Origin of the sequence: Aeromonas sp. 84A (assembly GCF_051919345.1) — a bacterium.
Taxonomy (GTDB): domain Bacteria; phylum Pseudomonadota; class Gammaproteobacteria; order Enterobacterales; family Aeromonadaceae; genus Aeromonas; species Aeromonas veronii.
The window spans coordinates 2,013,956-2,039,757 of record NZ_JBQBEW010000001.1 but is presented as its reverse complement, the minus strand read 5'-3'; the positions used below and the strand labels follow the sequence as shown (position 1 = coordinate 2,039,757).

24 protein-coding genes are annotated in these 25,802 nt (G+C 60.5%); 18 read left to right on the top strand and 6 right to left on the bottom strand.

The genetic code is table 11. From position 1 onward, the window contains the following. Positions 1 to 12 precede the first annotated feature (12 nt). Together ACTG20_RS09425 and ACTG20_RS09420 are read left to right on the top strand one after the other, a co-directional pair. Positions 13 to 1,344: a D-serine ammonia-lyase gene (locus ACTG20_RS09425; RefSeq protein WP_194495763.1), complete on the top strand. Its 1,332-nt coding sequence runs from the start codon at positions 13 to 15 to the stop codon at positions 1,342 to 1,344. A gap of 307 nt (positions 1,345 to 1,651) precedes the next feature. Then, entirely contained in the window at positions 1,652 to 1,828 is a 177-nt protein-coding gene (locus ACTG20_RS09420; RefSeq protein WP_005337712.1) for a hypothetical protein, read from the top strand. Positions 1,829 to 1,899: 71 nt separating this feature from the next. Here ACTG20_RS09420 and icd read toward each other — a convergent pair whose 3' ends face one another. Beyond that, positions 1,900 to 3,153 carry an NADP-dependent isocitrate dehydrogenase gene (gene icd, locus ACTG20_RS09415; protein WP_005347179.1) on the bottom strand — a complete coding sequence of 418 codons (1,254 nt, stop codon included), beginning with the start codon at positions 3,151 to 3,153 and terminating at the stop codon, positions 1,900 to 1,902. Positions 3,154 to 3,309: 156 nt separating this feature from the next. Further along, complete coding sequence (locus ACTG20_RS09410) at positions 3,310 to 4,185, bottom strand: helix-turn-helix transcriptional regulator (RefSeq protein WP_194495764.1); 876 nt, start codon at positions 4,183 to 4,185, stop codon at positions 3,310 to 3,312. Between the two features lie 129 nt (positions 4,186 to 4,314). Between ACTG20_RS09410 and manA the strand changes: the two genes are divergently transcribed. The 4 genes from manA (at position 4,315) to ACTG20_RS09390 (ending at position 10,316) form a co-directional block, all read left to right on the top strand. Beyond that, entirely contained in the window at positions 4,315 to 5,514 is a 1,200-nt protein-coding gene (gene manA, locus ACTG20_RS09405) for a mannose-6-phosphate isomerase, class I (RefSeq protein WP_194495765.1), read from the top strand. A 503-nt stretch (positions 5,515 to 6,017) separates the two neighbouring features. Next, a complete protein-coding gene (locus ACTG20_RS09400) occupies positions 6,018 to 7,892 on the top strand; it encodes a PTS fructose transporter subunit EIIC (RefSeq protein ID WP_439987599.1) in 1,875 nt (624 codons plus the stop codon). Between the two features lie 233 nt (positions 7,893 to 8,125). Continuing rightward, positions 8,126 to 8,878, top strand: coding sequence for a DNA/RNA non-specific endonuclease (locus tag ACTG20_RS09395; protein WP_047439217.1), 753 nt, complete (start codon positions 8,126 to 8,128; stop codon positions 8,876 to 8,878). A 334-nt stretch (positions 8,879 to 9,212) separates the two neighbouring features. Further along, positions 9,213 to 10,316 carry a YdcF family protein gene (locus ACTG20_RS09390; RefSeq protein WP_194495767.1) on the top strand — a complete coding sequence of 368 codons (1,104 nt, stop codon included), beginning with the start codon at positions 9,213 to 9,215 and terminating at the stop codon, positions 10,314 to 10,316. Between the two features lie 82 nt (positions 10,317 to 10,398). On the opposite strand, the gene ACTG20_RS09385 is transcribed toward ACTG20_RS09390, so the two are convergent. After that, complete coding sequence (locus ACTG20_RS09385; RefSeq protein WP_005337730.1) at positions 10,399 to 10,773, bottom strand: DUF805 domain-containing protein; 375 nt, start codon at positions 10,771 to 10,773, stop codon at positions 10,399 to 10,401. A 366-nt stretch (positions 10,774 to 11,139) separates the two neighbouring features. Between ACTG20_RS09385 and ACTG20_RS09380 the strand changes: the two genes are divergently transcribed. Together ACTG20_RS09380 and ACTG20_RS09375 are read left to right on the top strand one after the other, a co-directional pair. Further along, positions 11,140 to 13,065 (top strand): NAD(P)-binding protein, encoded by a 1,926-nt coding sequence (locus tag ACTG20_RS09380; protein ID WP_058055889.1) that lies wholly within the window; start codon positions 11,140 to 11,142, stop codon positions 13,063 to 13,065. Continuing rightward, positions 13,062 to 14,267 (top strand): c-type cytochrome, encoded by a 1,206-nt coding sequence (locus tag ACTG20_RS09375; RefSeq protein ID WP_194495768.1) that lies wholly within the window; start codon positions 13,062 to 13,064, stop codon positions 14,265 to 14,267. Before ACTG20_RS09380 ends, ACTG20_RS09375 begins: the two co-directional genes overlap by 4 nt. Positions 14,268 to 14,355: 88 nt before the next feature. On the opposite strand, the gene ACTG20_RS09370 is transcribed toward ACTG20_RS09375, so the two are convergent. From ACTG20_RS09370 to ACTG20_RS09360, 3 genes are all read right to left on the bottom strand, one after another. Continuing rightward, complete coding sequence (locus ACTG20_RS09370; RefSeq protein ID WP_005353195.1) at positions 14,356 to 14,691, bottom strand: DUF3634 family protein; 336 nt, start codon at positions 14,689 to 14,691, stop codon at positions 14,356 to 14,358. 106 nt (positions 14,692 to 14,797) lie between these two features. Beyond that, on the bottom strand, positions 14,798 to 15,766 hold the full coding sequence (locus tag ACTG20_RS09365) for a nucleoside hydrolase (RefSeq protein WP_005337734.1): 969 nt from the start codon (positions 15,764 to 15,766) through the stop codon (positions 14,798 to 14,800). A 223-nt stretch (positions 15,767 to 15,989) separates the two neighbouring features. Beyond that, a complete protein-coding gene (locus ACTG20_RS09360; RefSeq protein WP_005337735.1) occupies positions 15,990 to 16,283 on the bottom strand; it encodes a hypothetical protein in 294 nt (97 codons plus the stop codon). Positions 16,284 to 16,495: 212 nt separating this feature from the next. On the opposite strand from ACTG20_RS09360, the gene ACTG20_RS09355 reads away from it, so the two are divergent. The 10 genes from ACTG20_RS09355 to ACTG20_RS09310 all read left to right on the top strand — a co-directional run bounded on the left by ACTG20_RS09355 (position 16,496) and on the right by ACTG20_RS09310 (position 25,781). After that, positions 16,496 to 17,941: a coniferyl aldehyde dehydrogenase gene (locus ACTG20_RS09355; protein ID WP_194495769.1), complete on the top strand. Its 1,446-nt coding sequence runs from the start codon at positions 16,496 to 16,498 to the stop codon at positions 17,939 to 17,941. Positions 17,942 to 17,952: 11 nt separating this feature from the next. Next, a complete protein-coding gene (locus ACTG20_RS09350; protein WP_194495770.1) occupies positions 17,953 to 18,573 on the top strand; it encodes a TetR/AcrR family transcriptional regulator in 621 nt (206 codons plus the stop codon). Continuing rightward, positions 18,554 to 19,072: a hypothetical protein gene (locus ACTG20_RS09345; protein WP_194495771.1), complete on the top strand. Its 519-nt coding sequence runs from the start codon at positions 18,554 to 18,556 to the stop codon at positions 19,070 to 19,072. The genes ACTG20_RS09350 and ACTG20_RS09345 overlap by 20 nt, the downstream gene beginning before the upstream one ends. 18 nt (positions 19,073 to 19,090) lie before the next feature. Further along, positions 19,091 to 20,275, top strand: a complete 1,185-nt coding sequence (locus tag ACTG20_RS09340) for an iron-containing alcohol dehydrogenase (RefSeq protein WP_194495772.1) — start codon at positions 19,091 to 19,093, stop codon at positions 20,273 to 20,275. Positions 20,276 to 20,478: 203 nt separating this feature from the next. Continuing rightward, a complete protein-coding gene (locus ACTG20_RS09335) occupies positions 20,479 to 20,739 on the top strand; it encodes a GNAT family N-acetyltransferase (protein ID WP_005337747.1) in 261 nt (86 codons plus the stop codon). After that, positions 20,726 to 21,316, top strand: a complete 591-nt coding sequence (locus ACTG20_RS09330) for a nucleotidyltransferase family protein (RefSeq protein ID WP_194495773.1) — start codon at positions 20,726 to 20,728, stop codon at positions 21,314 to 21,316. The genes ACTG20_RS09335 and ACTG20_RS09330 overlap by 14 nt, the downstream gene beginning before the upstream one ends. Before the next feature lie 71 nt (positions 21,317 to 21,387). Further along, on the top strand, positions 21,388 to 23,211 hold the full coding sequence (locus ACTG20_RS09325; protein WP_194495774.1) for a SulP family inorganic anion transporter: 1,824 nt from the start codon (positions 21,388 to 21,390) through the stop codon (positions 23,209 to 23,211). 108 nt (positions 23,212 to 23,319) lie between these two features. Beyond that, complete coding sequence (locus tag ACTG20_RS09320; protein ID WP_013723595.1) at positions 23,320 to 24,681, top strand: MATE family efflux transporter; 1,362 nt, start codon at positions 23,320 to 23,322, stop codon at positions 24,679 to 24,681. Continuing rightward, entirely contained in the window at positions 24,678 to 25,289 is a 612-nt protein-coding gene (locus ACTG20_RS09315) for a hypothetical protein (protein WP_005361671.1), read from the top strand. Before ACTG20_RS09320 ends, ACTG20_RS09315 begins: the two co-directional genes overlap by 4 nt. A gap of 276 nt (positions 25,290 to 25,565) precedes the next feature. Next, positions 25,566 to 25,781 (top strand): YdcH family protein, encoded by a 216-nt coding sequence (locus ACTG20_RS09310; RefSeq protein WP_005337763.1) that lies wholly within the window; start codon positions 25,566 to 25,568, stop codon positions 25,779 to 25,781. Positions 25,782 to 25,802: the final 21 nt, after the last annotated feature.

Below are 25,802 nucleotides of genomic sequence, written 5' to 3'. Positions count from 1 at the left end.
ACCGAGAACACTATGAAAAACATCGACGTACAACAGCTCACAGCGCAATTTCCACTGGTGCAATCCCTGATCGCGCTTGAGCCAGTCACCTGGTTCAACCCCAACACCACCACTCTGGCTGCCGGTCTGCCCTATGTGGGGCTCGATAACAACAATGTGGCGGACGCTTCCGCTCGGCTGGCCCGCTTCGCCCCCTACATGTGCGAAGCCTTCCCCGAGACCCGCACCAGCAACGGTATTCTGGAGTCCGAGATCGCCGCCATTCCGGCGATGCAGGCCACGCTCAACCAGCGTTACGGCGTTGAAGTCACCGGCAGGCTGCTGCTGAAAAAAGACAGCCACCTGCCCATCTCAGGCTCCATCAAGGCGCGAGGCGGTATCTACGAGGTGCTGACTCACGCCGAACAGTTGGCGATCAAGGCTGGTCTGCTGCGGGAAGAGGATGACTACCGCAAACTGTTCAGCGACGAGTTTCGCCAGTTCTTCAGCCAGTACAGCATCGCAGTGGGCTCCACCGGCAACCTTGGCATGTCCATCGGCATCATGAGCGCCAAGCTCGGCTTTACCGTCACCGTCCACATGTCAGCCGATGCGCGGGAGTGGAAGAAGCGCAAGCTGCGTGAACACGGCGTCATCGTGGTCGAATATGCCGAAGATTACGGGGTGGCGGTGGAACAGGGGCGCAAAGAGGCCGAGCGCGATCCCAACTGCTTCTTTATCGACGACGAGAACTCCCGCACCTTGTTCCTCGGCTACTCGGTGGCGGGCGAGCGGGTGAAAAAGCAGTTCGACCAGATGGGTATCAAGGTGGATGCCGACCACCCGCTGTTTGTCTACCTGCCCTGCGGCGTGGGTGGCGGCCCGGGCGGCGTGGCCTTTGGTCTCAAGCTGGCGTTCGGGGATAACGTTCACTGCTTCTTCGCCGAGCCCACTCACTCCCCCTGCATGTTGCTGGGGGTCCACACCGGATTGCACGATGCCATTGCGGTGCAGGATCTGGGCATCGATAACCTCACCGCAGCCGACGGCCTCGCGGTAGGTCGCGCCTCCGGCTTCGTCGGCCGCGCCATGGAGCGGTTGCTGGCGGGCTTCTACACCCTGAGCGATCAGGAGATGTATGACCTGCTGGGGCTGCTGGCGCGCGATGAACAGATCACACTCGAGCCCTCCGCTCTGGCTGGTATGGCCGGCCCGTGGCGGGTGGCAGCCAATCCCGAGTGGCTAACCGGGCGCGGTTGCGATGCCGCAACCATGGCACAGGCCACCCATCTGGTGTGGGCCACCGGCGGTGGCATGGTGCCTGCCGAAGAGATGGCAAAGTACCTGGCCAACGCCAAGATCTAGGCTCTTTTGCCACATTTATCTGCAAATCAACCCGCCATCACGGCGGGTTTTCTGTTTTGGGAACAAGGGGATGGGGCTGTTCTGTCGCAATCCATGGCGACAATTTCCCCAAGTTGGTCAGTTTGTGCTAAAATGGCGCTCATTTTTGACATCTCGCGTCACGTTCGCCGCCAGATGGCCCATCGGGCTCTCTGCCCGGGTCGTGACTTTGCACCATCATGCCTGATGATGTTCCCCCCAAGATGAGCCGACAGGCTTCCGTCAAGGTGGGCACCCTCAAGGGCACATGAGATAAGGAGATCGGGTAATGAAACAATATCAAAGCTGGCTGGGAGATTATCTGATGAGTCGACGTGACGGAGATCACGCGATGGCTTCGGAACTTGCCAATACCATCTGCGCCTTCTGGAAGGCCCAGGGTGATGAAGCAGAAACCAGCAAATGGCAGCAACGCTATCAGCAACACGTAGAGCAGGCGCAATAAGCCCCTGCACTCTTTCACGATAAAAAACCGGCGCACATGGCGCCGGTTTTGCGTTTCTGGCAAGCAGCAGATTACATCTGGTCGATCATGTCCTGAGCAAACTGGGAGCAGGAGCGCAGGGTGGCCCCTTCCATCAGACGCTCGAAGTCATAGGTGACGGTCTTGTTGCGGATCGCCGCTTCCATCCCCTTGATGATGAGATCGGCCGCTTCGACCCAACCCATGTGGCGCAGCATCATCTCGGCGGAGAGGATCAGGGAGCCCGGGTTGACCTTGTCCTGACCGGCATACTTAGGTGCAGTACCGTGGGTCGCTTCGAACAGGGCCACGCCGTCACCGATGTTGGCACCCGGCGCGATACCGATACCGCCTACCTGAGCGGCCAGCGCGTCGGAGATGTAGTCGCCGTTGAGGTTCATACAGGCGATGACGTCATACTCGGCCGGACGCAGCAGGATCTGCTGCAGGAAGGCATCGGCGATGACATCCTTGATGACGATGGTCTTGCCGGTTTTCGGGTTCTTGAAGGAGCACCAGGGGCCGCCGTCGATCAGCTGGGCACCGTACTCGTTCTGGGCCAGAGCATAACCCCAATCCTTGAAGGCACCTTCGGTGAACTTCATGATGTTGCCCTTGTGCACCAGAGTCACGGAGTCGCGATCGTTGTCGATGGCATACTCGATGGCGGCACGCACCAGACGCTCGGTACCAGCCTTGGACATCGGCTTGATGCCGATACCGCAGGACTCCGGGAAGCGAATTTTCTTCACGCCCATCTCGTTTTGCAGGAAGGCGATCACCTTGTTCGCTTCGGCGCTGTCGGCCTTCCACTCGATACCGGCGTAGATGTCTTCGGCGTTTTCGCGGAAGATCACCATGTCGGTCAGATCAGGACGTTTCACCGGACTCGGGGTGCCGTCGTAGTAACGCACCGGGCGCAGGCAGATGTAGAGATCCAGCTCCTGACGCAAGGCTACGTTGAGGGAGCGAATACCACCACCGACCGGAGTAGTCAGCGGGCCCTTGATGGCCACGCAATATTCACGAATGAAATCCAGGGTTTCGGCCGGCAGCCAGGCACCTTCACCATAAACATGAGTCGATTTCTCGCCGGTATAGATCTCCATCCAGGCGATCTTGCGCTCGCCCTTGTAGGCTTTCTCGACCGCAGCATTCACCACATTCAACATGGCCGGGGTTACGTCAACACCGATGCCATCCCCTTCAATAAACGGAATGATCGGATGGTTGGGAACCTGCAGCTTGCCGTTGGCATCGACTGTGATTTTCTGACCTTGGGTCGGGATTACTACTTTGCTTTCCATCGGCATCTCCTAACTTCCGTTTGTTATCAACTTGTTTGTTGCGCGCGGCCATCTTAGCCCATTCATTTTCATAATAAAACGACAAGAAAGCATGTCAGACCAAAGAGGTAGCCACCCGCCAGTGCGCCGTCACCACGCCTTCCCGACACAGCCCCGTTATCCCTCCAGCTCGCTGGCCACCGCCTGCGGCTGACTTAGGGAACGATACTGGGAAGGGGTCAAGCCGGTCTTCTGTTTGAACACCCGGCAGAAGTAGTTCACGTCACTGTAACCGCAGCGACTGGCTACCTCTTCAAGACGAAAGCGGTACTTTTTCAGCATGAATTTGGCCCGATCGATCCGCACCCAGCTGATGTAATCGGCAAGGCGCATATGACCCTGCTCGCGGAACAGGTGGGAGAGATGGCTGGCCGAGACGTTGAAGCGGTGGGCAATGGAGTCACGGGTGATGGGACGGTGAAAGTTCTCCTGGATATAGATGCAGATCCCGTGAAAGAGCTCTGCCCCCCGTGGCCGATCCGTGGCGGACTCCAGCAACAGCTGACGGGCACTCGCCAGCAGAGCCTGCAGCAGGTGATCATCGGTGGGGGAGCGACCGGGATCCTCGGTCAGTACGTTCAGCGCCGCCAAAATGTGTTCGATCACATGGCCCGCCCGCGCCATGATGCTGTGCTTTTGCACATCGAAAAAGTCCGGATCTTCACGGCGCTTGCTCACCAGACTGAACCCCAGCTGGCGTTTGCCAAACAGCAGGCTCAGCACCGAGCAGTCGGTGGTCCAGAGCGGCTTGTTCCAGCCGTTGGGGGGAATGTAGAGCGCCTGCCCCGGCAATACACTGATCTCTCTGCCCCCCTCCTCCCTGTCCCAAATTTGGTTGAGATACTCGCCACTAAAGACCAGCTCGAGGCGGGGAAAGTTGACCTGATAGCTGAAACTGGGTGGCACCCCCTGTTCACAGGCAAACCAGATTTGGTCAAATGGAACCTGTTCGCTCAGGGCTCCGTCGAGCAGTTGGCTGAAGATGAGAGACATGGTGATCCTGATCAAGAGAGAGGCAAGCGGTTGCGGCGCGCGCGACCGCCCATGTTATAGTCCGGTCCACAGCAGTAATGCCACCCTTTTCTGCACCCGATTTTCTTCAAACTAGACGAGGCGTCCCTTATGAGCAGTAGCGATCTGCCCTCCTTTCTGTTGATGCAAAACCCGATTCAAGGCTATGACTGGGGCAGTCATGACTCCCTCACCACCCTGTTTGGCATTCCCAACCCGCAAGGCAAACCCCAGGCCGAGCTCTGGATGGGGGCTCACCCCAACGGCTGCTCCGAGGTGACGCTGGCGGGCAGTGTGCAAAAGCTCTCTTCGGTGATCGACAGGGCTCCGGCCGCCGCGCTGGGTGAGGCCACCTTCGCCCGTTTTGGCAGCCTGCCGTTCCTGTTCAAGGTGTTGTGTGCCGAGAAGGCTCTCTCCATTCAGGTGCACCCGAGCAAGGCTCAGGCCGAAGCGGGCTTTGCCAAGGAAGAGGCTGCCGGCATTGATGCCAAGGCAGCCAATCGCAACTACAAGGACCCGAACCACAAACCCGAGCTGGTCTTTGCCCTCACCCCCTATCAGGCGATGAACGGTTTTCGCGCCATCCCGGCCATTCTGGCACTGTTCGAGCGGGTCAATCTGGCGGCCATCGCCGAGCTGACCGCAGCCCTTGCCGCCAGCCAGAATGAATCGGGCCTGCAGCACTTCTTCCACCAGCTGCTGGTACTGGAAGGGGCGCGCAAGGAGGAGGCGCTGGCGGGGCTGCTGGCCTTTGCCAGCGAGCATCAGGATGAGGAGACCTTTGCCCTCATCACCAGTCTGGCGGCCCAGTATCCGGGCGACGTCGGCCTCTTCTCGCCGCTGCTGCTGAACGTGGTGACCCTCAAGCCCGGGCAGGCGATGTTCCTCGATGCCTGCACCCCGCACGCCTATGTACGCGGCACCGGCCTCGAGATCATGGCCAACTCGGACAACGTGCTGCGTGCCGGCCTCACCCCCAAATACATCGATGTGGCAGAACTGCTGGACTGCACCCGCTGCTTGCCCAAACCGGACGACCAGATCCTGCTTGCTCCCCATGTTGAAGGATCGGTGCAGCACTTCGAGGTACCGGTACCTGACTTCACTTTCAGCGTCTATCCGGCGGGCGAGCACCAGCTCACCACCGCCAGCGCCGAGATCCTGTTTGCCATCGATGCCACCGTGATCCTCAAGCAGGGCGAACAGTCACTGCGTTTGGAAAAGGGCCAGTCTGCCTTTATCCCGGCCGCCACCGGCAGCTACCAGCTGCTGGCCGAGGGACGGGTCGCCCGCGCCGGCAACCGCTGCTAACGGGCACATCCTGAGGCAATGCCCCATTCGAATATGCACAAGGGCCATCAATGATGGCCCTTGTTTTTTATCCCCATCCATCCCCTTTCATCGCTTCGCAACACGGTTGACCATACTCACAGAGTTATCTCCCTCCCAATTAATGACAATAAAATCACTTGAGGCGCCTGCTATTTGCCAACCAGCTCACACTATTGACCCATAACAAATCACACAAATATCCATTCCATCACAGAAAACTCATCATCGACCTAGACACTCAGATAAGATTTTGCACGAACGAAACAAAAGCAAGTGATTGATACTAAATAATTAAATTAATATTCACATCGAATTCAATCATCACGCCAAAACGAGATGAGAATCACAGCTCATTCTTACCAGCACAAAAATCCAGTAAACGGCACATTTGTCCGATTTCGGCACCGCGCCAACGGGAGAACAATATCCAGGTCAATTGTTCCCCCCATCATGCGGCTCGGCAACGGAGCCAGGAGTGTAATATGTTACCCACCATGACCAACGGCAGACTCATCTGCCTGGAGTTGAAGGCCACCAGCAAGGAGGCCCTGTTCGACGAGATGGCACAGATGCTGGCGCGCGATGGCGCCGTGTCTGATCAACAACAATTCGTCAAGGATATCTGGGCCCGCGAACAGCTGGACTGCACTGGCTTCGAGCAGGGTGTCGCCCTGCCCCACGCCAAGAGCAAGGCGGTCAGCCGTCCGGCCATTGCCATCGGTGTCAGCCGTCAGGGTATCGAGTACGGCGCCGAAGATGGCAAGCCGACCCAGCTGATCTTCATGATTGCCTCCCCGGATGGCGGCGCCAACCACCACATCGAAGTGCTGGCGGAGCTCTCTACCCGTCTGCTGGAGCCGGGCTTTATCGAGCAGATGAAGGCGGCCACCACTGTCGAACAAGCCCTGACCCTGCTCAAGCAAGGCCCGAAAATGGAAAAACCGGCTGCCGCTGCTCCGGTTGAACCCACCGATCGCACCTTCAAGGATCGCCTCAATACCATGAAGCAGCACCTGCTGTTTGGTACTTCCCACATGATCCCCTTCATCGTGGCGGGCGGTGTGCTGCTGTCACTGTCGGTGATGATGAGCGGCAAGGGCGCCGTGCCGGAAGCGGGCTTCCTCAAAGACATGGCCACCATGGGTATCGCCGGTCTGACCCTGTTTACCGCCGTGCTGGGTGGCTACATCGCCTACTCGCTGGCTGACAAGCCGGGCCTGGCCCCGGGCATGATCGGCTCCTGGATTGCCGTTCAGCACTATCAAACCGGTTTCCTCGGCGCCATTCTGGTGGGCTTTATCGCAGGTTTCGTGGTCAATCAGCTAAAACGGATCAAGCTGCCTGACTCCATGGCCTCCCTTGGTTCCATCTTCATCTATCCGCTGATCGGTACCTTCCTGGTGTGTGGCATCGTGATGTGGGGGATCGGTGCCCCGATCGCCGCCATGATGGAAGGGATGAACCACTGGCTCTCCAGCATGGCAGGCTCAGGTAAAGTGATGCTGGGTGCCATTCTGGGTGGTATGACCGCCTTCGATATGGGCGGCCCGGTCAACAAGGTTGCTACCCTGTTTGCCCAGACTCAGGTCAACACCCAGCCCTGGCTGATGGGCTGCGTCGGTATCGCCATCTGTGTGCCGCCGCTCGGTATGGCGCTGGCGACCTTCATGTCTCCGAAGCGTTACAAGAAAGAAGAGCGTGAATCCGGTAAAGCGGCCGCCATCATGGGCATGATCGGTATCAGTGAAGGTGCCATCCCGTTTGCCGCCGCTGACCCCATGCGTGTTATCCCGGCCATCGTCGCAGGCGGCATCGTCGGCAACATCACTGGCTTCATGATGCACAGTATCAACCACGCCCCCTGGGGTGGCTGGATTGTCCTGCCGGTTGTTGAAGGCAAGATGGGCTACATCCTGGGTACCATCCTCGGCGCTCTGACCACCGCCATCATCGTCAACCTGCTGAAAAAGCCGGTGAGCGAAGAAGATGACGTGACCACCACCCAAACCAGCTTCGAAGTCATTGAAGCGGAAGGGGAAGCAGACGTACTGGCCATCACTGCCTGCCCGTCTGGCGTGGCCCACACCTTCCTCGCCGCCAAGAGCCTGCAGAAGGCCGCTGCCCAGCAGGGGATCAAGATCAAGGTCGAGACCCAGGGCGCCAACGGCATCATCAACCGCATCACCGCCAAGGATGTCGCCAACGCCCGCTGCGTCATCTTCGCCCACGATGTGGCTATCAAGAACCGTGAGCGCTTCACCGATATCGAAGTCATCGATGTGAAGACCAAGGAGGCGATCCACAATCCGGAAGCACTGCTGGCCCGCACGCTGGGCAACAAGGCAAACGCCGCCTGATAGCAGTCAGACCGCTCATCACAAGGGGCCCATCGCGTGCCCCTTTTCGTTGTCTGCCGAGCAACCGCACATCATCCCACCGACCAAGCCACTGATTTAAAACATATTAACCTGTCACATCACGGATCTTGGCGAGCCGTCACAGAACGGTGACGTGTAAAAAAACAGCAATTGAAGCGCTGGTCAGATCTCATGTCAAATGGCTCCGCCTACTAAACTGGAACATCACAAAAATGATAAAAATCAATAAATTGGTTCTGGCTGTTACCCTCACCCTCACTGCCACCCCCTTGCTGGCCGCCCATTGGGAGTGCGGTGAGCACGTACGCTTCGGCCTGCCCTCCGAATCGGATCAGAAGCTCTGCCGTGAAGGGTATGCGGTCGGCTACAACTACGACTACAAGGTGGCGGACTGGGTCTCCTACCGGATGACCGCCCAGAGCGCACAAGGCACAGTGCCGCGCAAGGATGCCTTCGCCGAGGACAGGGAGATCCCGGTTGCTTATCGCGCCACCCTCTCCGACTACAAGGGCTCGGGCTACGACCGTGGTCATCAGGCCCCGGCGGGGGACATGAAATCGAACAAGAACACCATGAAAGAGAGCTTCCTACTGAGCAACATGACGCCGCAGATCGGGGTGCTCAACCAGAAGGCGTGGCGCGTGCTGGAGGACAAGGTGAACAAGTGGGCGGTTTCCCGCAAGGATGTGCAGGTGATCACCGGCCCCATCTTTACCGGCTCTGAAGAGTCCATTGGTCAGGGTGTGGCGATCCCGAGCGCCTATTACAAGATCGTGATGGACCCGGCCAGACTGCAGGCCATCGCCTTTATCATGCCGCAGGAAGAGGTGCCCATCAGCCAGATCGCCGACTACCGGGTCTCGGTACGCGAGGTGGAAGAGCAGACCCAGCTCAACTTCTTCAGCGATATGCCCGAAGAGCAGCAAGAGACGCTGGAAGCCCGCATCTCCCCGATGTGGAACTGACCGCGAACACTCGCCAGCAGATGGATTGACTCCCCATGTGTCTTGAGTCGCGATAGAGGGAGGGGCCAACGCCCCTCCCAGCAGGGGGAGTCACGCTCCCCCTGCCCTTTTTAGATGGCTGCTGACCCGTTGCGGCCACTGTTGCGGCCATTTTTGCGGCCACTAGTGTGGCATCACCCGACGACCCGCCCCGACTCACAGTTTGCCACGCCGTTAGCTGCTATATTGCCCTCTCTTTGGCACTAACAGACTGAATTGACGCATATTTGCCTTATCCCATCGGCCCACACGCCGGCGCAATACGGCGCGATTCAGTCCGACAGAGGACCTTTTGATGAAACAGACCCTTCTTGCCCTCACCCTCGGCGGCCTGCTGGCGCTCTCCCCCCTCGCCCTGCAAGCGGCCGAGAGCTCGATGCAAATGGAGCATGACCTCAATACCCTGGTCAGCAAGCGCCAGGCGGTGGACATGCTGCTCGGCGAAGCGCTGCAGATCTACAAGTCGCCTGCCAAGATCTCCCACGCCGGTTTTACCGCCAAGATGCCGAGCAATATGGAGCTGGTGACCGAGCGGCTGCTGGCCGCCTACCAGCTTGAGCCCTACCGCACCGACCTGCTCATCTCGGCGGCCAACGCCCAGATCTACAACGGCAACCTGAGCCGCGCCATCACCTTGCTGGAGCAGGCGCAAGCCGTCGCTCCCGATGATCTCGACATCAACAGCTATCTCGCCATCTGGCAGTTGGTGAAGGGTAACAAGGAGGCTTCCCGCAGCTATCTGGCGAAAGTGGCGGATCGCAACAGTGGCCGCGCCGCCGATCTGGAGGAGATCATCGCCCGGGTGCAGCGGATCACCGCCGCCCCGCTGCAGACCGAACTGACCGAGGATCAGGTCAAGGCCAGCAGGGAGGGCAAACGCGCCATCGTCACCCTGGGCTACGCCCTCAATCCCGACGGCAGCATGGACAAGATCCTGCTGGGCCGCCTGCAAACCACTCTGGCGCTGGCCAAGGCCGACCCTGAGGCGCTGATCATCCTGACCGGCGGCGTGCCCCAGAACCGCCAGACCGAGGGCAAGCTGATGGCCGACTGGCTGGCCAACCACGGCATCGACCGCAGCCGCCTGATTGAAGAGAACTACGCCACCAGCACGGTGGACAACGCCCTCTACAGCGCCTATGCCCTCGCCCGCCACCAGATTGACTATGCGGTGCTGGTAAGCTCCGCCAGCCATGTACGTCGCGGCCAGACGGTGCTGGAAATCGCCTGCGACCAGATTGGTCCGGCCAACATCAAGGTGGCGAGCGTCAGCTACCCCGACAAGCCCCTCGAGGAGCTGGCCACCCCGAGCGAGAGCGAGCTGCTCGGCATCTACCGCGACGCCCTGCGCACCTACGGCATGTGGAGCTACCGCTCCGCCCCGCTGATTGAGCGTTGATCGACCATCAACACGAAAAAGAGAGGGAGGCGTGATGCCTCCCTCTCTTTTTATTGACCGATGATTGGCCAAGCCGCGCCCGTTAGCTGACGATAAAGCCCTGTGAGGGGGCCGCTTTGGGATCGTCACCGAAGCGGTTCGGCCCCTGCTGGCCATTGCAAACCATAAAGTAGATAAGCACCAGGGTGCCGATAATGGGGATGAGCCCGAGCAGCAGCCACCAAGCGCTGCGGTCGGTATCGTGCAGGCGACGGGCCGCCACCGCCAGCGATGGCAGCAGCACCGCCAGCGAATAGATGGAACTGATCAGCTCATTGTCGCCGCCAATCAGCTTGTCCACCATGCCGAGCAACAGCATGACGATGACGTTGCACAGCACAAACATCCAGTATTCGGTGCGACGGGCCCGCCCGCTGAATACCGCATATTGCTTGAGGACCGATATATACCAGTTCATTGCGCCTCCTGAGTGGCCTTTATGCCTATGAATAAAAAGAGAGTCGATAAAACAAGTAGTTAAGAGCTTAGCGCGATCATCCCCCCGAGTCGACAATGATGCCCGAACGCCTCCCAAACTAATCAACTGCGGCAATCATTGACCGACCGTTCCGGAAGATAATTTGCCCTGCAACAGGGCAAATCACCCCCATCAGCGCATCACTCTCGTCACAAGCAGGAAAATGGTGCTTAATAATCCATTAGCAATCGTATGGACTCAGCGTGAGGATAGCGGTAGATTCGGCGCCCAATCCTGAACAGGATCTGTGTCTCCCTCCCATAATGAATCCACTTATTCATTACTTCTCCTAACACAGGGATAGCCATGAGTATTACACGCAGAGATTTTCTCAACGGCGTTGCCATCACCATTGCGGCAGGCGTCGCCCCCATCAATCTGCTCAAGGCTGCCGAAGGCGGCAGCACGCTGGCGGATAAAACCCTGGCCTACCCGCCCGCCCTCACCGGCCTGCGCGGCAACCACCCGGGCTCTTTCGAACCGGCCCACAGCATCGCCCGTGACGGCAAGCAGTATGACTTCGCCAATATTCCCCTTGAGGGGGAGTACGATCTGGTGATCGTCGGCGCCGGGATCAGCGGCCTGGCCGCTGCCTGCTTCTATCAGCAACTGCTCGGCGCGGATAAGAAGATCCTGCTACTCGACAACCACGATGACTTCGGCGGCCACGCCAAGCGCAACGAGTTCACCACCCCCGATGGCCTGCGTCTGGGTTACGGCGGCAGTGAGTCCCTGCAATCACCGCGTTCGGTCTACAGTCCGGTGGCGCTCGGGCTGCTCAAGGCGCTGGAGGTCAACATCGACGAGCTGGCCGCCGGTTTCCAGCAGACCTTCTATCCGGATCTGGGGCTCAGCCGCGGCGTCTATTTCGATGAGAAGCACTTTGGCGTCAACAAGATAGTGAACGGGGATCCGGGTCACAACGTGGCAGACGATATCCCGCGCGATCGCCTGAACGGCCGGCCGCTGGCAGAATTTATCGGTGACTTCCCCCTCGATGATGCCGACAAGGCCGCCCTGTTGGCCCTGCACGAATCGAAGATCGACTACCTGAGCGGCATGACCCGCGAGCAGCAGGACGAGTGGGTGACTCGCAACAGCTACACCACCTTTCTACGCGATAAAGTGGGCCTGAGCGAGCGGGCGATCACTTACTTCCAGCAGCGCACCAACGACTTCCAGGCGGTCGGCATCGACGCCACCGCCTGCGCCGATGCGCGCCTCTGCGCCTTGCCGGGGTTCGACGGCCTCAATCTGACGCCGCTGGATGCCGAGGAGCAGGCGGAGCTGGACGATCCCTACATCTTCCACTTCCCTGATGGCAACGCCGGTCTCACCCGCCTGATGGTACGCAAGCTCATTCCGCAGGTGGCGCCGGGTCACACCATGCAGGATGTGGTGCTGGCCAAGTTTGACTACAGCAAACTCGACCTGCCGGAGCACAAGGTGCAACTGCGCCTTGGCAGCACGGCGTTGCAGGCCAAAAACGTGCGCCTCGCCGACGGCAAGCTGGCGGTGGATGTCACCTACATCAAGGAGGGGAAACTGTACCGGGTGCGGGCCAAGCAGTCGATCATGGCTGGCTACAACATGATGATCCCCTACATGGTGCCCGAGATGCCGGAGCCCCAGAAGGAGGCGCTGCGCCAGAATGCCAAGGCGCCGCTGGTCTACACCAAGGTGGTGATCAAGAACTGGCAAGCCTTCGTCAAGCTGGGGGTGCACGAGGTCTACTCCCCCGCCGCCCCCTACAGCCGGGTCAAGCTCGACTATCCGGTCAGCATGGGTGGCTATGAGCATCCCAAGAGCCCGGATCAGCCGATGTGCCTGCACATGGTCTATGTGCCGACCCTGCCGGGCAGCGGCCTCTCGGCCCGCGAGCAGTCCCGCAAGGGGCGCGCCATGATCCTCGGCATGCCGTTCGAGCAGCATGAACAGATGATCCGCGAACAGTTGCAGGGGATGCTCGGCAGCGCCGGTTTCAACCATGAGCAGGACATCCTCGCCATCACGGTCAACCGCTGGTCTCACGGCTACTCCTATGTCACCAACACCCTGTTTGATGACGAAGCGCAGTGCGAAAAATGGATTGAACTGGGTCGCCAGCCGATCGGCAACATCACCATCGCCAACTCGGATGCGGGCTGGAGCCCCTACGCCCACGCCGCCATCGACGAAGCGTGGCGCGCCGTCAACGAGCTGGTAGCCATGAGCAAGGGAGGTGCCCAATGAGCCGCGCCCTGTCACTGACCGCCAGCGCCCTGCTGCTGGCCCTGCCCGCCCTTGCCGCCAACGCAGCCCCCGCCATGTCTGGGGGGGAATACGTGGCCACGCTGGGCGATTGCGCCGCCTGTCACACCAGCGAAACCAGCAAGCCGCTGGCGGGCGGCAAAGGGTTCCCGACCCCCATCGGCACCGTATTTGCCACCAACATCACCCCTGACAAGACCCACGGTATCGGCAACTACAGCCTGCCGGAGTTCATCAAGGTGATGCGTGAAGGGGTGGCCCGCGATGGTCATCGCCTCTATCCGGCCATGCCCTACACCGCCTACGCCAAGATGAGCGATAAGGATCTCGAAGATCTCTATCACTATCTGATGAAGGAGGTACAGCCGCTGGCCATCGCCAACAAGGAGAGCGACATCCCCTGGCCCCTCAACATGCGCTGGCCGCTGATGGGCTGGAACTGGGTCTACCACGATGACAGCCGCTTCACCCCGGTGGCTGGCAAGAGCGAAGAGTGGAACCGTGGCGCCTATCTGGTGCAGGGTGCCGGCCACTGCGGCAGCTGCCACACCCCGCGCGGGCTCGGCATGCAGGAGAAAGCGCTGACCGAGGCGGATCCCGTCTACCTGAGCGGTGCGGCGCTGGATGGCTGGTATGCCCCCGACATTCGAGGCAGCCGATACAGCAAGCAGGCGCTGATCGACCTGCTGAAAACCGGCCGCAGCCAGCATGAAGCAGTCGCGGGCCCCATGGGGGAAGTGATCACTCACAGCAGCCAGTATTTCAGCGACGCCGATCTGGCCAGCATCGCCACCTATCTCACCGATCTGAAAGATGAACCGGTGGCGGAGAAAGGGGCCCGTGCCTACGCCAGTGCCAGCGGCAAGGCGGACTACGCCATGTACTGCTCCACCTGTCACGGGGTCAACGGACAGGGCAATGACCACGTCATCCCCTCGCTGGTCAACAACCGCACCGTGCTGGCGAGCGATCCGTCGAGCCTGATCAACGTGTTGCTGCACGGCGCCGAAACACCGGTCACCCACGGCCATCTGGGTTACCACATGCCAGGCTATGGCTGGACCATGGATGACGAGCGGCTCGCCGAGCTGGTCAACACCCTGCGCGCCTCCTGGGGCAATGAAGGCACCGCCGTCAAGGCGGCGGCGGTCAAGGCCCAGCGCGAGCTGCACGGCAAGGAGTAAGGGCTGTCAGCTATCTCTTGGCCAAGTGCCATAAAAAACGGGCCTCCACTGGAGGCCCGTTTGCTATTGATGAACCAGGTTCCGGTGCTTATCCCTTGCGGGATTTTGGCCCCGGCAGTGGCGCCGTTGGCTGGCGGTAATCGCCATAGGGGAAGATATTGCGAAACCGCTGGGCCACCGGCTCGGGGATGGAGCGGGAGAAGATCAGCTTGACGCCATCGCCATCGCGCTGCCCAACAATGCGACCGCGCACCGTGTCGTGGCGCAGGATCTGCTTGGCATGCTCAATAAAGGCGGGTGACACCTTGCCCTGCTTGACCACTACCTTGCCGGGGGCAAGACGGATCTCGAACAGGGCGCCACGCCCCAGCTTCATCAACCACCAGATCAGCGCAATCGCAACTATCAAGGAAATCCAGGCCATCTTCATCCCTCCCAAGCTCTTGATATCAGGCAGTATAAGCGGCCGTGCGCTCCGATTGTTTGGCGCCGATCACAGCCCCCGCCTCAGCGCAATAGCGCCCCTTTGCTCAGCAATCCTTGCCCCAGCCCACCAGCGTCTCGCGATAGAGCGCCAGCAAGGCTTCATCACGCACCGCCACTCCGACCTGCTGCGGACGATAGGCTGCCCAGTCATCGTGGGAATGGCGCTTGCCATCGAACTTTTGCAGGGTGTGGCCGATGGCCGGGCCGCTGGTGATCACCCGCACCGGCCCTTCCCGCAGGGTAAAGAGGGTCGGATCAATCACATAGGCGATGGCGGACGGATCGTGAACGTGGCAACCAGAGAGCCCCAGCTTCTCGGAGTAGAAGCGCAGGTAGAAGCGGCTGACATCCCACAGGAAGCGGCCCGGCTCCCCCGCCTTGTCCCTGAGCTCATCCAGATAGGCGCTGCTGAAGAAGCTCTGCTGGGTCACATCCAGCCCGATGATCACCACAGGCCAATCGGCGGTAAAGACCCGGTCGGCGGCATCGGGATCATCGTGAATATTGGCTTCGGCATAGGGGGTGACGTTGCCGCGATGGCCGTTGACGCCAAAGGCGCCCCCCATCACCACCACCTGTTTCACCAGCGAGACAATCTCGGGCGCCTGTTGTAGCGCCAGCGCCAGATTGGTCAGCGGGCCGATAGTGACGAGAGTGATCTCCCCCGGCGCGGCTTTCACCGCCTCGACAATATATTGCCAGGCGGGACGGGGATCCGGAGCGATAGTCACCTCTCCCGCCTCCATGTCGCCAAAGCCGCTCGGGCCGTGGACTATGGTGGTGGGGCCGACCGGCTCGCGCAGCAGCGGGGCGGCAGCGCCTTTGGCCACATCCGCCTTCATGCCGTACTTCTGCTTGAGCCAGAGGGCGTTGCGGGTGCCATTGTCGATGGTGGCGTTACCAAAAACAGTGGTGATGGCGAGCAGCTCGATGGCGGGGTGGGCCTCGGCAAACAGGATGGCCATGGCATCGTCGATACCCGGGTCGGTATCCAGAATGATTTTATGGGTCATGAGAAATTCCTACGGTGACAAACCCTTCGGCAAAAGGGAGAGTCTACCCTGCTGACGGTCTCGTATCCCGGCATGGGATCACAGACCGGGCCTTTGCTCCCGGCAGCGGGGGCAAAGGCTGGCGACAATCTGCACAAAAAACGGCGCGGCCCTGTTGCCAGCGCCGCGCCCTTTATCGTTGTTCGTTATCTGCTATCTGGCAGTGATCTGCCTGACCGGATCCTCAGTGTTTACGGTGCCAGCGTGGTGAGGTGGATTTCTCTCCCCAGGGGGTCACACAGGGGAGCAGTGCCCCTTCAATCACCATCTCGCTGCCTGCCAGCGCTTCGGCGATCTTCTGGTGCAGCACCCGCAGTACCTTGCCCTCGTGCTCGGCCAGAGAGTGGCCCGCGGCAAAGAACTCCGGCTGATATTGCAGTGCCAGCTTCTGGGCGAATTCGTAGGTGTTGAAGCAATCCGGCATCCGCTCAACCACATCTTCAAGCCGGGCCAACAAGCTGTTCAGTTCCCTGGTCATAGTGCTCTCTCCGTGTAGGTTAATAGCCAAAAACTACCCCTTATTGGATAAGTCACCAACGAGCAAACCACAAAAGTGTGGGGAGACACACAGTTCTCTCTTGCGTCCGGCTCGCGGTGAGCGGCAGACAGCTTGCCAGCTTTACATTCCGGTAACAAACAGCTAAATTTAGACCGACTAATCAGTCGGTTATTTTTCATGCGGAGAACAACATGGGTGCGGTGCAACTTCAACACACTCCTGAGGATATCCTCGCCATCAAATTGTCCCTGCCGGATCAGCTGGCGCGGCTCAAGCGGGCGAGTCTGGCTCATCCCATGCCTACCCTGGCCGAGCGCCGGGCGCAGCTGACCAAACTCAAACAGGCGTTGCTCGCCCACAAGGGGCCGCTGTGCAAGGCGCTGGCAGCAGATTATGGCCAGCGCAGCCACTACGACAGCCTGATCGCCGATGTGCTGCCCTGCATCATGCAGATCAACTACACCCAGAAGCGGCTCAAGCGCTGGATGCAGCCCCACCGCCGTCACACCGGCCTGCTGCTGGCCCCCGCCAAAGTAGAGGTGCACTTCCAGCCGCTCGGGGTGGTCGGCATTATCGTGCCGTGGAACTTTCCGGTGATGCTGAGCCTCGGCCCCCTCATCACCGCCATCGCGGCGGGCAACCGGGCGATGCTGAAACTCTCCGAGTTCACTCCCCATACCAATGCCGTGCTGCGCACCATGCTCACCAGCGTATTTGACGAAAACGAGATCGCCATCATCGAGGGGGATGCCCAGATGGCGGCGGCATTCAGCTCGCTGCCGTTCGATCACCTGCTCTTTACCGGCTCCACCATGGTGGGCAAGCTGGTGATGGCCGCTGCCGCGCCCCAGCTCACCCCCCTCACCCTTGAGCTGGGTGGCAAGAGCCCCTGTCTTATCGCTCCCGACATGCCGGTCGCCACCGCGGTCGAGCGGATGATCTTCGGCAAGAGCCTCAACGCCGGCCAGATCTGCGTCGCCCCCGACTATGTGCTGCTGCCCCGCAGCGAGGTGGATAACTTTATCGCCGCCTATCGCCGCCACTTCAGCAAGCTCTACCCGCAGGGGCTCAATAGTGCCGACTACGGCGCCATCATCAACGACCGCCAGTATCAACGTCTCGTCAGCTGGCTCGATGAAGCCGAGCAGGCGGGAGCCCAACTCCACCCCTGTGGCAGCCCGGCCCGCGACGACCAGCGTCGCCTGCTGGTGCCCCACCTGCTGACCGGGGTACCAAGTCAGTGTCAGGTGATGCAGCAGGAGATCTTCGGGCCGCTGCTGCCGCTCATTCCCTACGACACCCTGGAGGAGGCGCTCGCCTATGTGGCCGAGCGGCCCCGCCCGCTGGCTCTCTATCTGATGAGCTTCGACCCCGAGCTGCAGGCGCGAGTGACCCGGGAGACCCACTCCGGCGGCATGGCGATCAACGAGAGCCTGTTTCAGGTGGCGGCCGACGATGTGCCGTTCGGCGGCATCGGCGCCTCCGGCATGGGCCACTATCACGGCCACGAGGGGTTCCTCACCTTCTCCAAGGCGAAAACCGTGCTGACCCGCGGCAAGTTCACCACCGGCTCCCTGATCCATCCGCCCTACCACAGCTGGATCCAGAAGCTGATGATGGCCTTCTTCCTGCGCTGATGGAGATGACCATGCACCAGGCTATCCCGCAGCCACAAACCATGACCGACAAGCGCCGCCAGATCCTGGATGCCGCCCTCGCCCTCTGCGCCGAAGATGGCCTGCAGGGGGCAGCCACCGCCCGTATCGCCAAAGCGGCCGGGGTGGCCAACGGCACCCTGTTCCACCACTTTCCGAGCAAGGAGGCGCTGATCCTCGCCCTCTATCAGGATGTAAAGACCCGGATGGGGAGCGCCATCCATGAAGCAGACCCCACCCTGCCGCTGTACGACCAGACCCGCCACTACTGGCAGTTGGCGATGAGATGGATGCTGGCGCATCCCAATGAGCTCAAATTCGTGCTCGGCTTCTTTCACTCTCCGCTGCTGGCCAGACCGGCCCGTAGCCAGATCCTGAACGATGCCCTGCGCTTTCTGCCTGCCCTGCTGGCAAAGGGGCAGGCCAGCGGCGAGCTGATGCAGGCCCCCGCGCCACTGTTGCTGGAGGTGTGTCAGGGCCAGTTCCTCGCCTGCGCATCACTGTTTGTCGATCAACCGGAGCTGGGAGAGGACGACTACTGGCAAGCCAGTGCGTTCGCCCTCTTCTGGTCAGCCATCTCAGGAGCCAATCCCCATGCAAACACGGATGTTTGAACCTGCGGCAGCCCTTGGCCGCCGCCTCTGGATCACCACTCTGCTCTGGGTGGTGGGTCGTACCCTCTGCCGCGCCGCCCGCACCGATGAGGCGGTACGCCGCGAATTGGCGCCGTTGCCGGACGGGCTGGCAATCCGCCTCGAAGTGGGCGGCATCGGCTACTCCATGAACATGTACAAGCAGGGTGGCCGCTGGTATCCCGGTGCGCCAGCCGCCCCCCATGCCACCATCCATCCGCTGCGGGTGCGCTTCAAGCACCCCAATATCGCCTTTCGCGCCCTGAGCTTTCGGCTCGGGGTCAATCAGGCATTTGGCGAAAACCGGCTGCTGGTGGAGGGGGATCTGACCGTTGCCATGCATCTGGTGCGGGGGCTTGAGCAGTTGCAGTCCCTGATCCTGCCCGCCTTTATCGCGCGGCCGCTGCTGCGCCACTATCCCGCCCCGACCAACAAGATCGGCCGGGCCTGCAACATCTATCTGGGTCTGGTGACCGGCTAACGCGCAAGGAGCCTTGAAATGAGCCGCTATTACGATTTCTTCTGCCCGGTCAAACTGCTGGCCGGTGAACAGGCGCTGGAGCAGCTGGCCAGCGAGCTGACCAGCCTCGGGGCCCGTCGCCCGCTGCTGCTGACCGACAAGGGGGTCAATGCCACCGGCCTTGCCACCCTGCTGGCCAATGTGCTGGCCGAGGGGGAGCTGCCGGTTGCCGCCATCTGGGACGAGATCCCGGCCGACTCTTCCACCGCCGTGGTGGAGCGGATCGCCAAACGCTATCGCGAGCTCGACTGCGACAGTCTGGTGGCACTGGGGGGCGGCTCGGTCATCGACACCGCCAAGGCGGTCAACATTCTCACTTCCATGGGGGGTGAACACCTGCTCGACTACTCGGGCGCCGGTTGCCTGACCCGTCCCCTCAAGCCGCTGGCGGTGGTGCCCACCACGGCGGGCACAGGATCAGAAGTGACATTGGTTGCAGTGATCAAGGATGAGGCGAGCGGGCGCAAGGTGCCCTTCACCTCCCCCTTCCTGCTGCCCCAGCTGGCGGTGCTCGACCCGCGCCTGACCCAGGGGCTGCCCCTCAATATCACCGCCGCCACTGCCATGGACGCCATGACCCACGCCATCGAGGCCTTTATCGGTACCGCCAATAACCCGGTGAGCGATGCGCTGGCCCTGATGGCAGTGGAGAAGATCGCCAGCGCCCTGCCGCAAATCATCCACGACCCGCAAAACAAACAGCTGCGGCTGCAACTGGCGGAAGGCTCCACGCTGGCTGGCATGGCTTTTTCCAACTCCATGGTGGGGCTGGTACACGCCCTCGGCCACAGTCTGGGAGCCCGCTGCCATCTGCCCCACGGGCTGTGCATGAACCTCTTTTTGCCGACCGTGCTCGACTACAACCGCCCCGAGGTGGATAGCGAGTTGGCCCGGCTGCTGTTGCCGCTGGTGGGGGCAGAGCGCTTTGCCGCCACCCCGGCCCATCAGCGGGCGGAGGCGACCATCACAGCCATTCGCACCCTGCGCGACACCTTGTGGCAAGCGGTCAAGCTGCCGCGCACCATGAGCGAGGCTGGGGTAAGCGATCGCTCGCTACTGACCGAGATCCGCGATCTGGCGGTCAACGACGGTGCCCTGCTGTTCAATCGCAAGGATGCCGACCGTGAGCAGTTACTCACCCTGCTGGAGCGAGCCTGGGTCTGATCCCTCCCCTTTGCCAACACTCTTGTGCTGACACTAACGCGGTGCCCGACTCACCATCGGGCACCTTGATCTGCATCGCGATATCGATGCGCCCTCTGTCAAAGGGGGATGATATTGACCACGTGCTCTCATTATCTGTTCTATACCTTGGCTAACAGTTATGTTGTGCCGAGAGACCCAACTTTATGCCAGAGGTGCCCACCATGAGCGACATCATCCATCAGGCCAACCAGCAGCAGTTCATCTGTATGGTGGAGGGGAAAGAGTCGAGACTGCGCTACCGGCGGCTCGATGCCAAGACCATCGACGCCTACAGCACCTTCGTGCCCCCCGAGCTGCGGGTGCAGGGGATTGCCGATCAGCTGGCGCGCGCCTTCTTCAACTGGACTCAGGCGGAGGGGCTCACTATAGTGCCGAGCTGCCGCTACATTGATGTCTGGTTACGCCGCAATGCCAACAACTGAACCTCTGAACACCGCCCTCGAACAGCAATTCCAAGCCAAAACAGAAACCCTGCTGCGGGCCGATCCGCAGCGGATGGCCTGCCTGCAAGCCGCCGCAGAGCTCAATCTGCCCGACTGGGCGCTGGGAGCTGGCTTTATCCGCAACCTCATCTGGGATCACCTGCATCACAAAACCGAGTCAACCCCGCTCAACGATATCGACCTTATCTATCTCGATAGCAACGACCCACAAGGGCTGGCCGAAGCAGAGCACGAAGCCTGGCTGGCAAAACGGCTGCCCGGCCAGCAGTGGGAAGTACGCAATCAGGCCCGCATGCACACTCGCCAGATGGTAGCGCCGTTTGCCAGCAGCCTTGAGGCGCTCAGCCACTGGGTCGAGGTGCCCACCTGCATCGGCGTACGCCTCACCCGGGATGGCGAGTTCGAGTGGCTTGCCCCCTACGGCTTTGCCATCAACTGGTCGCTGCAAGTGAGTGCCAACCCCAGATGTCGCCAGGACAAACAGATTTTTACCCAGCGCATCAAGGAGAAACGCTGGCAGGCTATCTGGCCTGACCTTCAGGTAAACTGGCCATAACCTGATTGCAATCTTTCGATAACCTTGGGCACACTAGGGGAAAAGCTGGTTGTAACTCAATGGGTTAAATAATGCGCGACTTCTTCTCTCTCGAACGCTGGCTACCGGGCCTCGCCGCCCTGCTGCATTACCAGCGCGCCTGGTTGATGCCAGATCTTCGCGCCGGACTCTCGGTGGCGGCAGTGGCGCTGCCCGTCGCCATTGCCTATGCAGAACTCGCCGGAGTGGGTGCCATCGTCGGTCTCTACTCCTGCATCCTGCCCATGCTGGTCTACGCCCTGTTTGGCACCTCCCGCCAGCTGATTGTCGGCCCCGATGCCGCCACCTGTGCGGTCATCGCCGCCGTGGTGACGCCGCTGGCCGCAGGCGACCCCACCCGTCACTGGCAACTGGTGATGACCATGACCGCCATGACCGGCTTCTGGTGCCTGATTGCCAGCCGCTTCAAGCTGGGAGTACTGGCGGACTTTCTCTCCCGCCCGATCCTGATGGGGCTACTCAATGGTGTGGCCATCACCATCATGGTGGGCCAGCTCTCCAAGATCTTCGGCTTCACTTTCAGCGAACGTTACCTCATCGAGCGGATCGCCAGCGGGGCCACCTATATCACCCAGACCCATCTGCCGACCCTGGCCATGAGTCTGGTAGCCCTGCTCACCCTGCTGCTGGCCAAGCGCTACAAACCGGCATGGCCCTCCTCCATGGTGGCCATGGTGGTGACCGCTGCGCTGGTGTGGGGATTTAATCTCGGCCAGTTTGATATCGCCACCCTGGGGGCCGTGGGCTCCGGCCTGCCCGCCTTCCAGATGCCGGAATTTCCCCCCGGTCTGATGCGGGAGCTGGTGCTGCCTGCGCTTAACCTGGCCATGGTGAGCTTCGTCTCCATGATGCTGACCGCTCGCAGCTTTGCAGCCAAAAACGGTTACGAAATCGACGCAGACAAGGAGTTTCGGGCCCTCGGTATGGCTAACCTCGCCTCCGCGGTCTCCCAGGGTTTTGCCATCAGCGGCGCGGATTCACGCACCGCGGTCAACGACGCCAACGGCGGCAAGAGCCAGCTGGTCTCTATCATCGCCGCTGCGGTGATCGCCCTCATCACCTTCTATCTGACGGCGCCGCTCAAATATATTCCCACCGCTGCCCTCGGGGTGGTGCTGGTGATGGCCTCCCTGTCGCTCACCGATTTTCGCGGTCTCTGGGCCCTGCGCCACTCCGATCGATCCGCTTTCTGGCTGGCGCTGGTCACCTTTATCAGCGTGCTCACCATGGGGGTGATCCCGGGGATCACCCTCGCCGTGTTGCTGGGGCTGTTCCAGTTCCTGCGCAATGTGATGCGCCCCACCGATCAGCTGCTCGGCATGGATGACGAGGGGGTAGTGCGCACCCTGGGGGATAACGAACAGGCCAAAGCGATCCCGGGTATTCTGGTCTATCGCTTCAACTCGCCGCTGACCTACTTCAATGCCCCCTATTTCAAGCGCCGGGTGCTGGCCCTGCTGGTACAGGATCCCCGAGCCCCCAAGTGTCTGGTGATCGATGCGGTTGCCTGCTTCACCCATCAGGACATCAGCGTGATGAGCATGGTGGGGGAGCTGCACAAGGAGCTGAAACGGCGCGGCATCCATATGGTGATGGCGGGTCGCCACGGCCAGATGACCCACTGGCTAAAGCAGGCGGGTGTGCGGGTGGGCGATGAAGGGATCATCCTCTGCCCCGATATGTATCAGGCGCTACGTCTGACCCGCTGCTACCGCGAGCCGGTGTTCAAGGATGATGCGGTGGTGGAGAGCACCACAGATGCTATCCGCTCGAATTGGCCGCAGGATGATGCCCTGCCCGACTCGGCTCGCCTCACCCTGCCAAGCGAACAGGAGGCGGGCGCCACGCCTGCCTGATCCCCTGGCCGATGCAATCCTGCACAAGGATTGCACCGGCCTTGGCCTTGGTGTTAAATGCGCCCCCAGAGGGCACTCCCCCGTGCCCTCCCAGCTGTTGGACATGCCATGCAATCTCAATCCCACGCAGGCCCGGGTACCCTCTTTGCGCTGACCTGGCCGCTCTTTATCGATCTCGCCCTGCACTTTCTGACGGGTGCCCTCAATACCTTCATGGTGGGTCATGTCTCCTATCAGGGGGTCGCGGCACTGGCGGTCGGCAATCAGGTGTTCGATCTCGCCATCACATTGTTCAGCTTCGTCAGCATCGGTACCAGCGTGGTGATCACCCAGTATCTGGGGGCCGGCGATCGGGAGAAAAGTCGGGTGGTGATCCACACCGCCATCGGCTTCAACCTGCTGATCGGTTTGGTGGCCGCCATCGGCGTGATGGCGGGGGCCAGCACCATGCTGGCGCTGATGAACCTGCCTGCCAATCTGATGAGCGACGGGACGCTTTACTTGCAGATCATCGGTCTCTGCCTGTTACCGGAGGCCGCGGCCCTCTGTCTGGCTGCCACCCTGCGCGCTCACGGCCACACCCGTCAGGCGATGTATGTGACCCTCATCGTCAACCTCATCACCTTCGTCGGCAACCTGCTGCTGCTCTACGGCTGGTTCGGCCTGCCCCAACTTGGCGTCGCCGGTGTCGCCATCAGCACAGTTGCCGGGCGACTGATCGGCGTGGTGCTGCTGGTGTGGCTTGTCGCCCGCAAGACCGGCATTCGGCTGGTGGTGCGCGATATCGTCCACCCCAGTCGGGAGATGCTGGGCAAGGTGCTCCATATCGGCCTGCCTGCGGCAGGAGAGAACCTCTCCTGGATGCTGCAGTTTATGGTGGTGACAGCCTTTGTCGGACTGCTGGGTGACAAGGCGCTGGCAACCCAGTCCTACTTCTTCCAGATCTGCCTGTTTATCCTGCTGTTTGGCCTCTCCATCGGCCTTGGCAACGAGATCATCATCGGCCATCTGGCGGGAGCAAGACAGTTCGATCGCGCCTATCAGCAGCTACTCAAAAGCCTCAAGCTCGGGTTGGCGGTCACATGCGTCATCGCCGTGGCGGCGGCCCTCAATGGCCGCACCATCATCAGCCTCTTTACCGATGATGCCGACATCATCACTCAGGTGGCGCAACTGTTTCTTATCAGCCTTATCCTCGAGCCCGGCCGCACCTTCAATCTGGTGGTGATCAACGCCCTGCGGGCCACCGGGGATGCCCGTTTCCCCCTCTACATGGCGTTGCTCTCCATGTGGGGAATTGCCGTGCCACTCTCCTATTTCCTCGGTATCATGCAGGGTTATGGACTGGTCGGTATCTGGCTGGCGCTGGCCTGCGACGAGTGGGTGCGCGGTCTGGCCATGTTCTGGCGCTGGCGCAGTCGTCGCTGGCAAAACAAAATTCTTGTTGAAACAAAAGCGGAATCACAATGAAGAAGATAGGACTCTTGCTGGCTGCCATCCTGCTCAGCCCCCTGGCCATGGCGCAAACTGCCCCTGCCGCTCCCAAGGCTCAAGCCACCCAGACCTGGTATGTGGCCCCCATCGCCATCGATGAAACCAGCGACGCCCAGAAGGCGCTGACCAAGGACTTCATGGCCCAGATGATCAAGACCATCAAGATCAACGAGTACCAGACCGGCAAGGCGGTGGGCAACACCAAGAAGCCCAAGTGGCTGATCCGCACCAAGCTGATCCCCGCCAGCAACGAGCCGCTAGTCGGCAAAAAGCACCCGCAGGGTCTCACCTACGGCAAGGGCAATCCGACCCAGGAGATCGTCGGCGAGCTGTTGATGAACGGCACCCTGGTGGCCCACATCGGCCAGGGCTGGCGCGAGCCTATCGTCCCGGGCACGCCGGTGGCTGAAAAGCTCTCCATCGCCAACTATCGCTACGCCATCGGTGATCAGGCCAAGTCGGCGGATCTGGAGGAGCTGGCGGCCCAGATTGGCTTTGAAGCGGGCAAGGTGATCCATCGCGACGGCAAGCCGCTGCCCGAGAAGAAAAAGAAAAAAGAGCAGGCGGACGAAGAGAAAGAGTAACGTTGCCTGCATCCATAAAAAGGGGCCACTCGGCCCCTTTTTTGATCCTGCGCCCTCACGCCAACACTGCCCCTGTTGTGACTTGTCGCACAGTTTGGCTCACCATTCAGATTGATAAATCACTTATCTTGTTTTGATTCAACAAGTTATAAATATCCCGCCGAATACTCCAAATCATTGCCCCCAAATCCGATCAGGATCACATTTATCCCCGGCACTAAGGGGTAGCTTTGGTCTTACAGGCACAATCAAACGAAACCAAGGAGGCTCCATTACATGTTCCCAGAGTACAGAGAACTTATCTCGAAACTGAAGAGCAGTGATGTCCATTTCCAGAAGAAGTTTGACTTGCACAACGACCTGGATGCGGAGATTAGAAAGTTGGAAAAGCATCACGCCAGCGACTATAGCGCCGAGGTGAGAGATCTGAAAAAACAGAAACTCAAACTGAAAGAGGAGATATACGACATCCTCAAACAACATCCACAATAGATGCCTCGAAGAATATGCGGA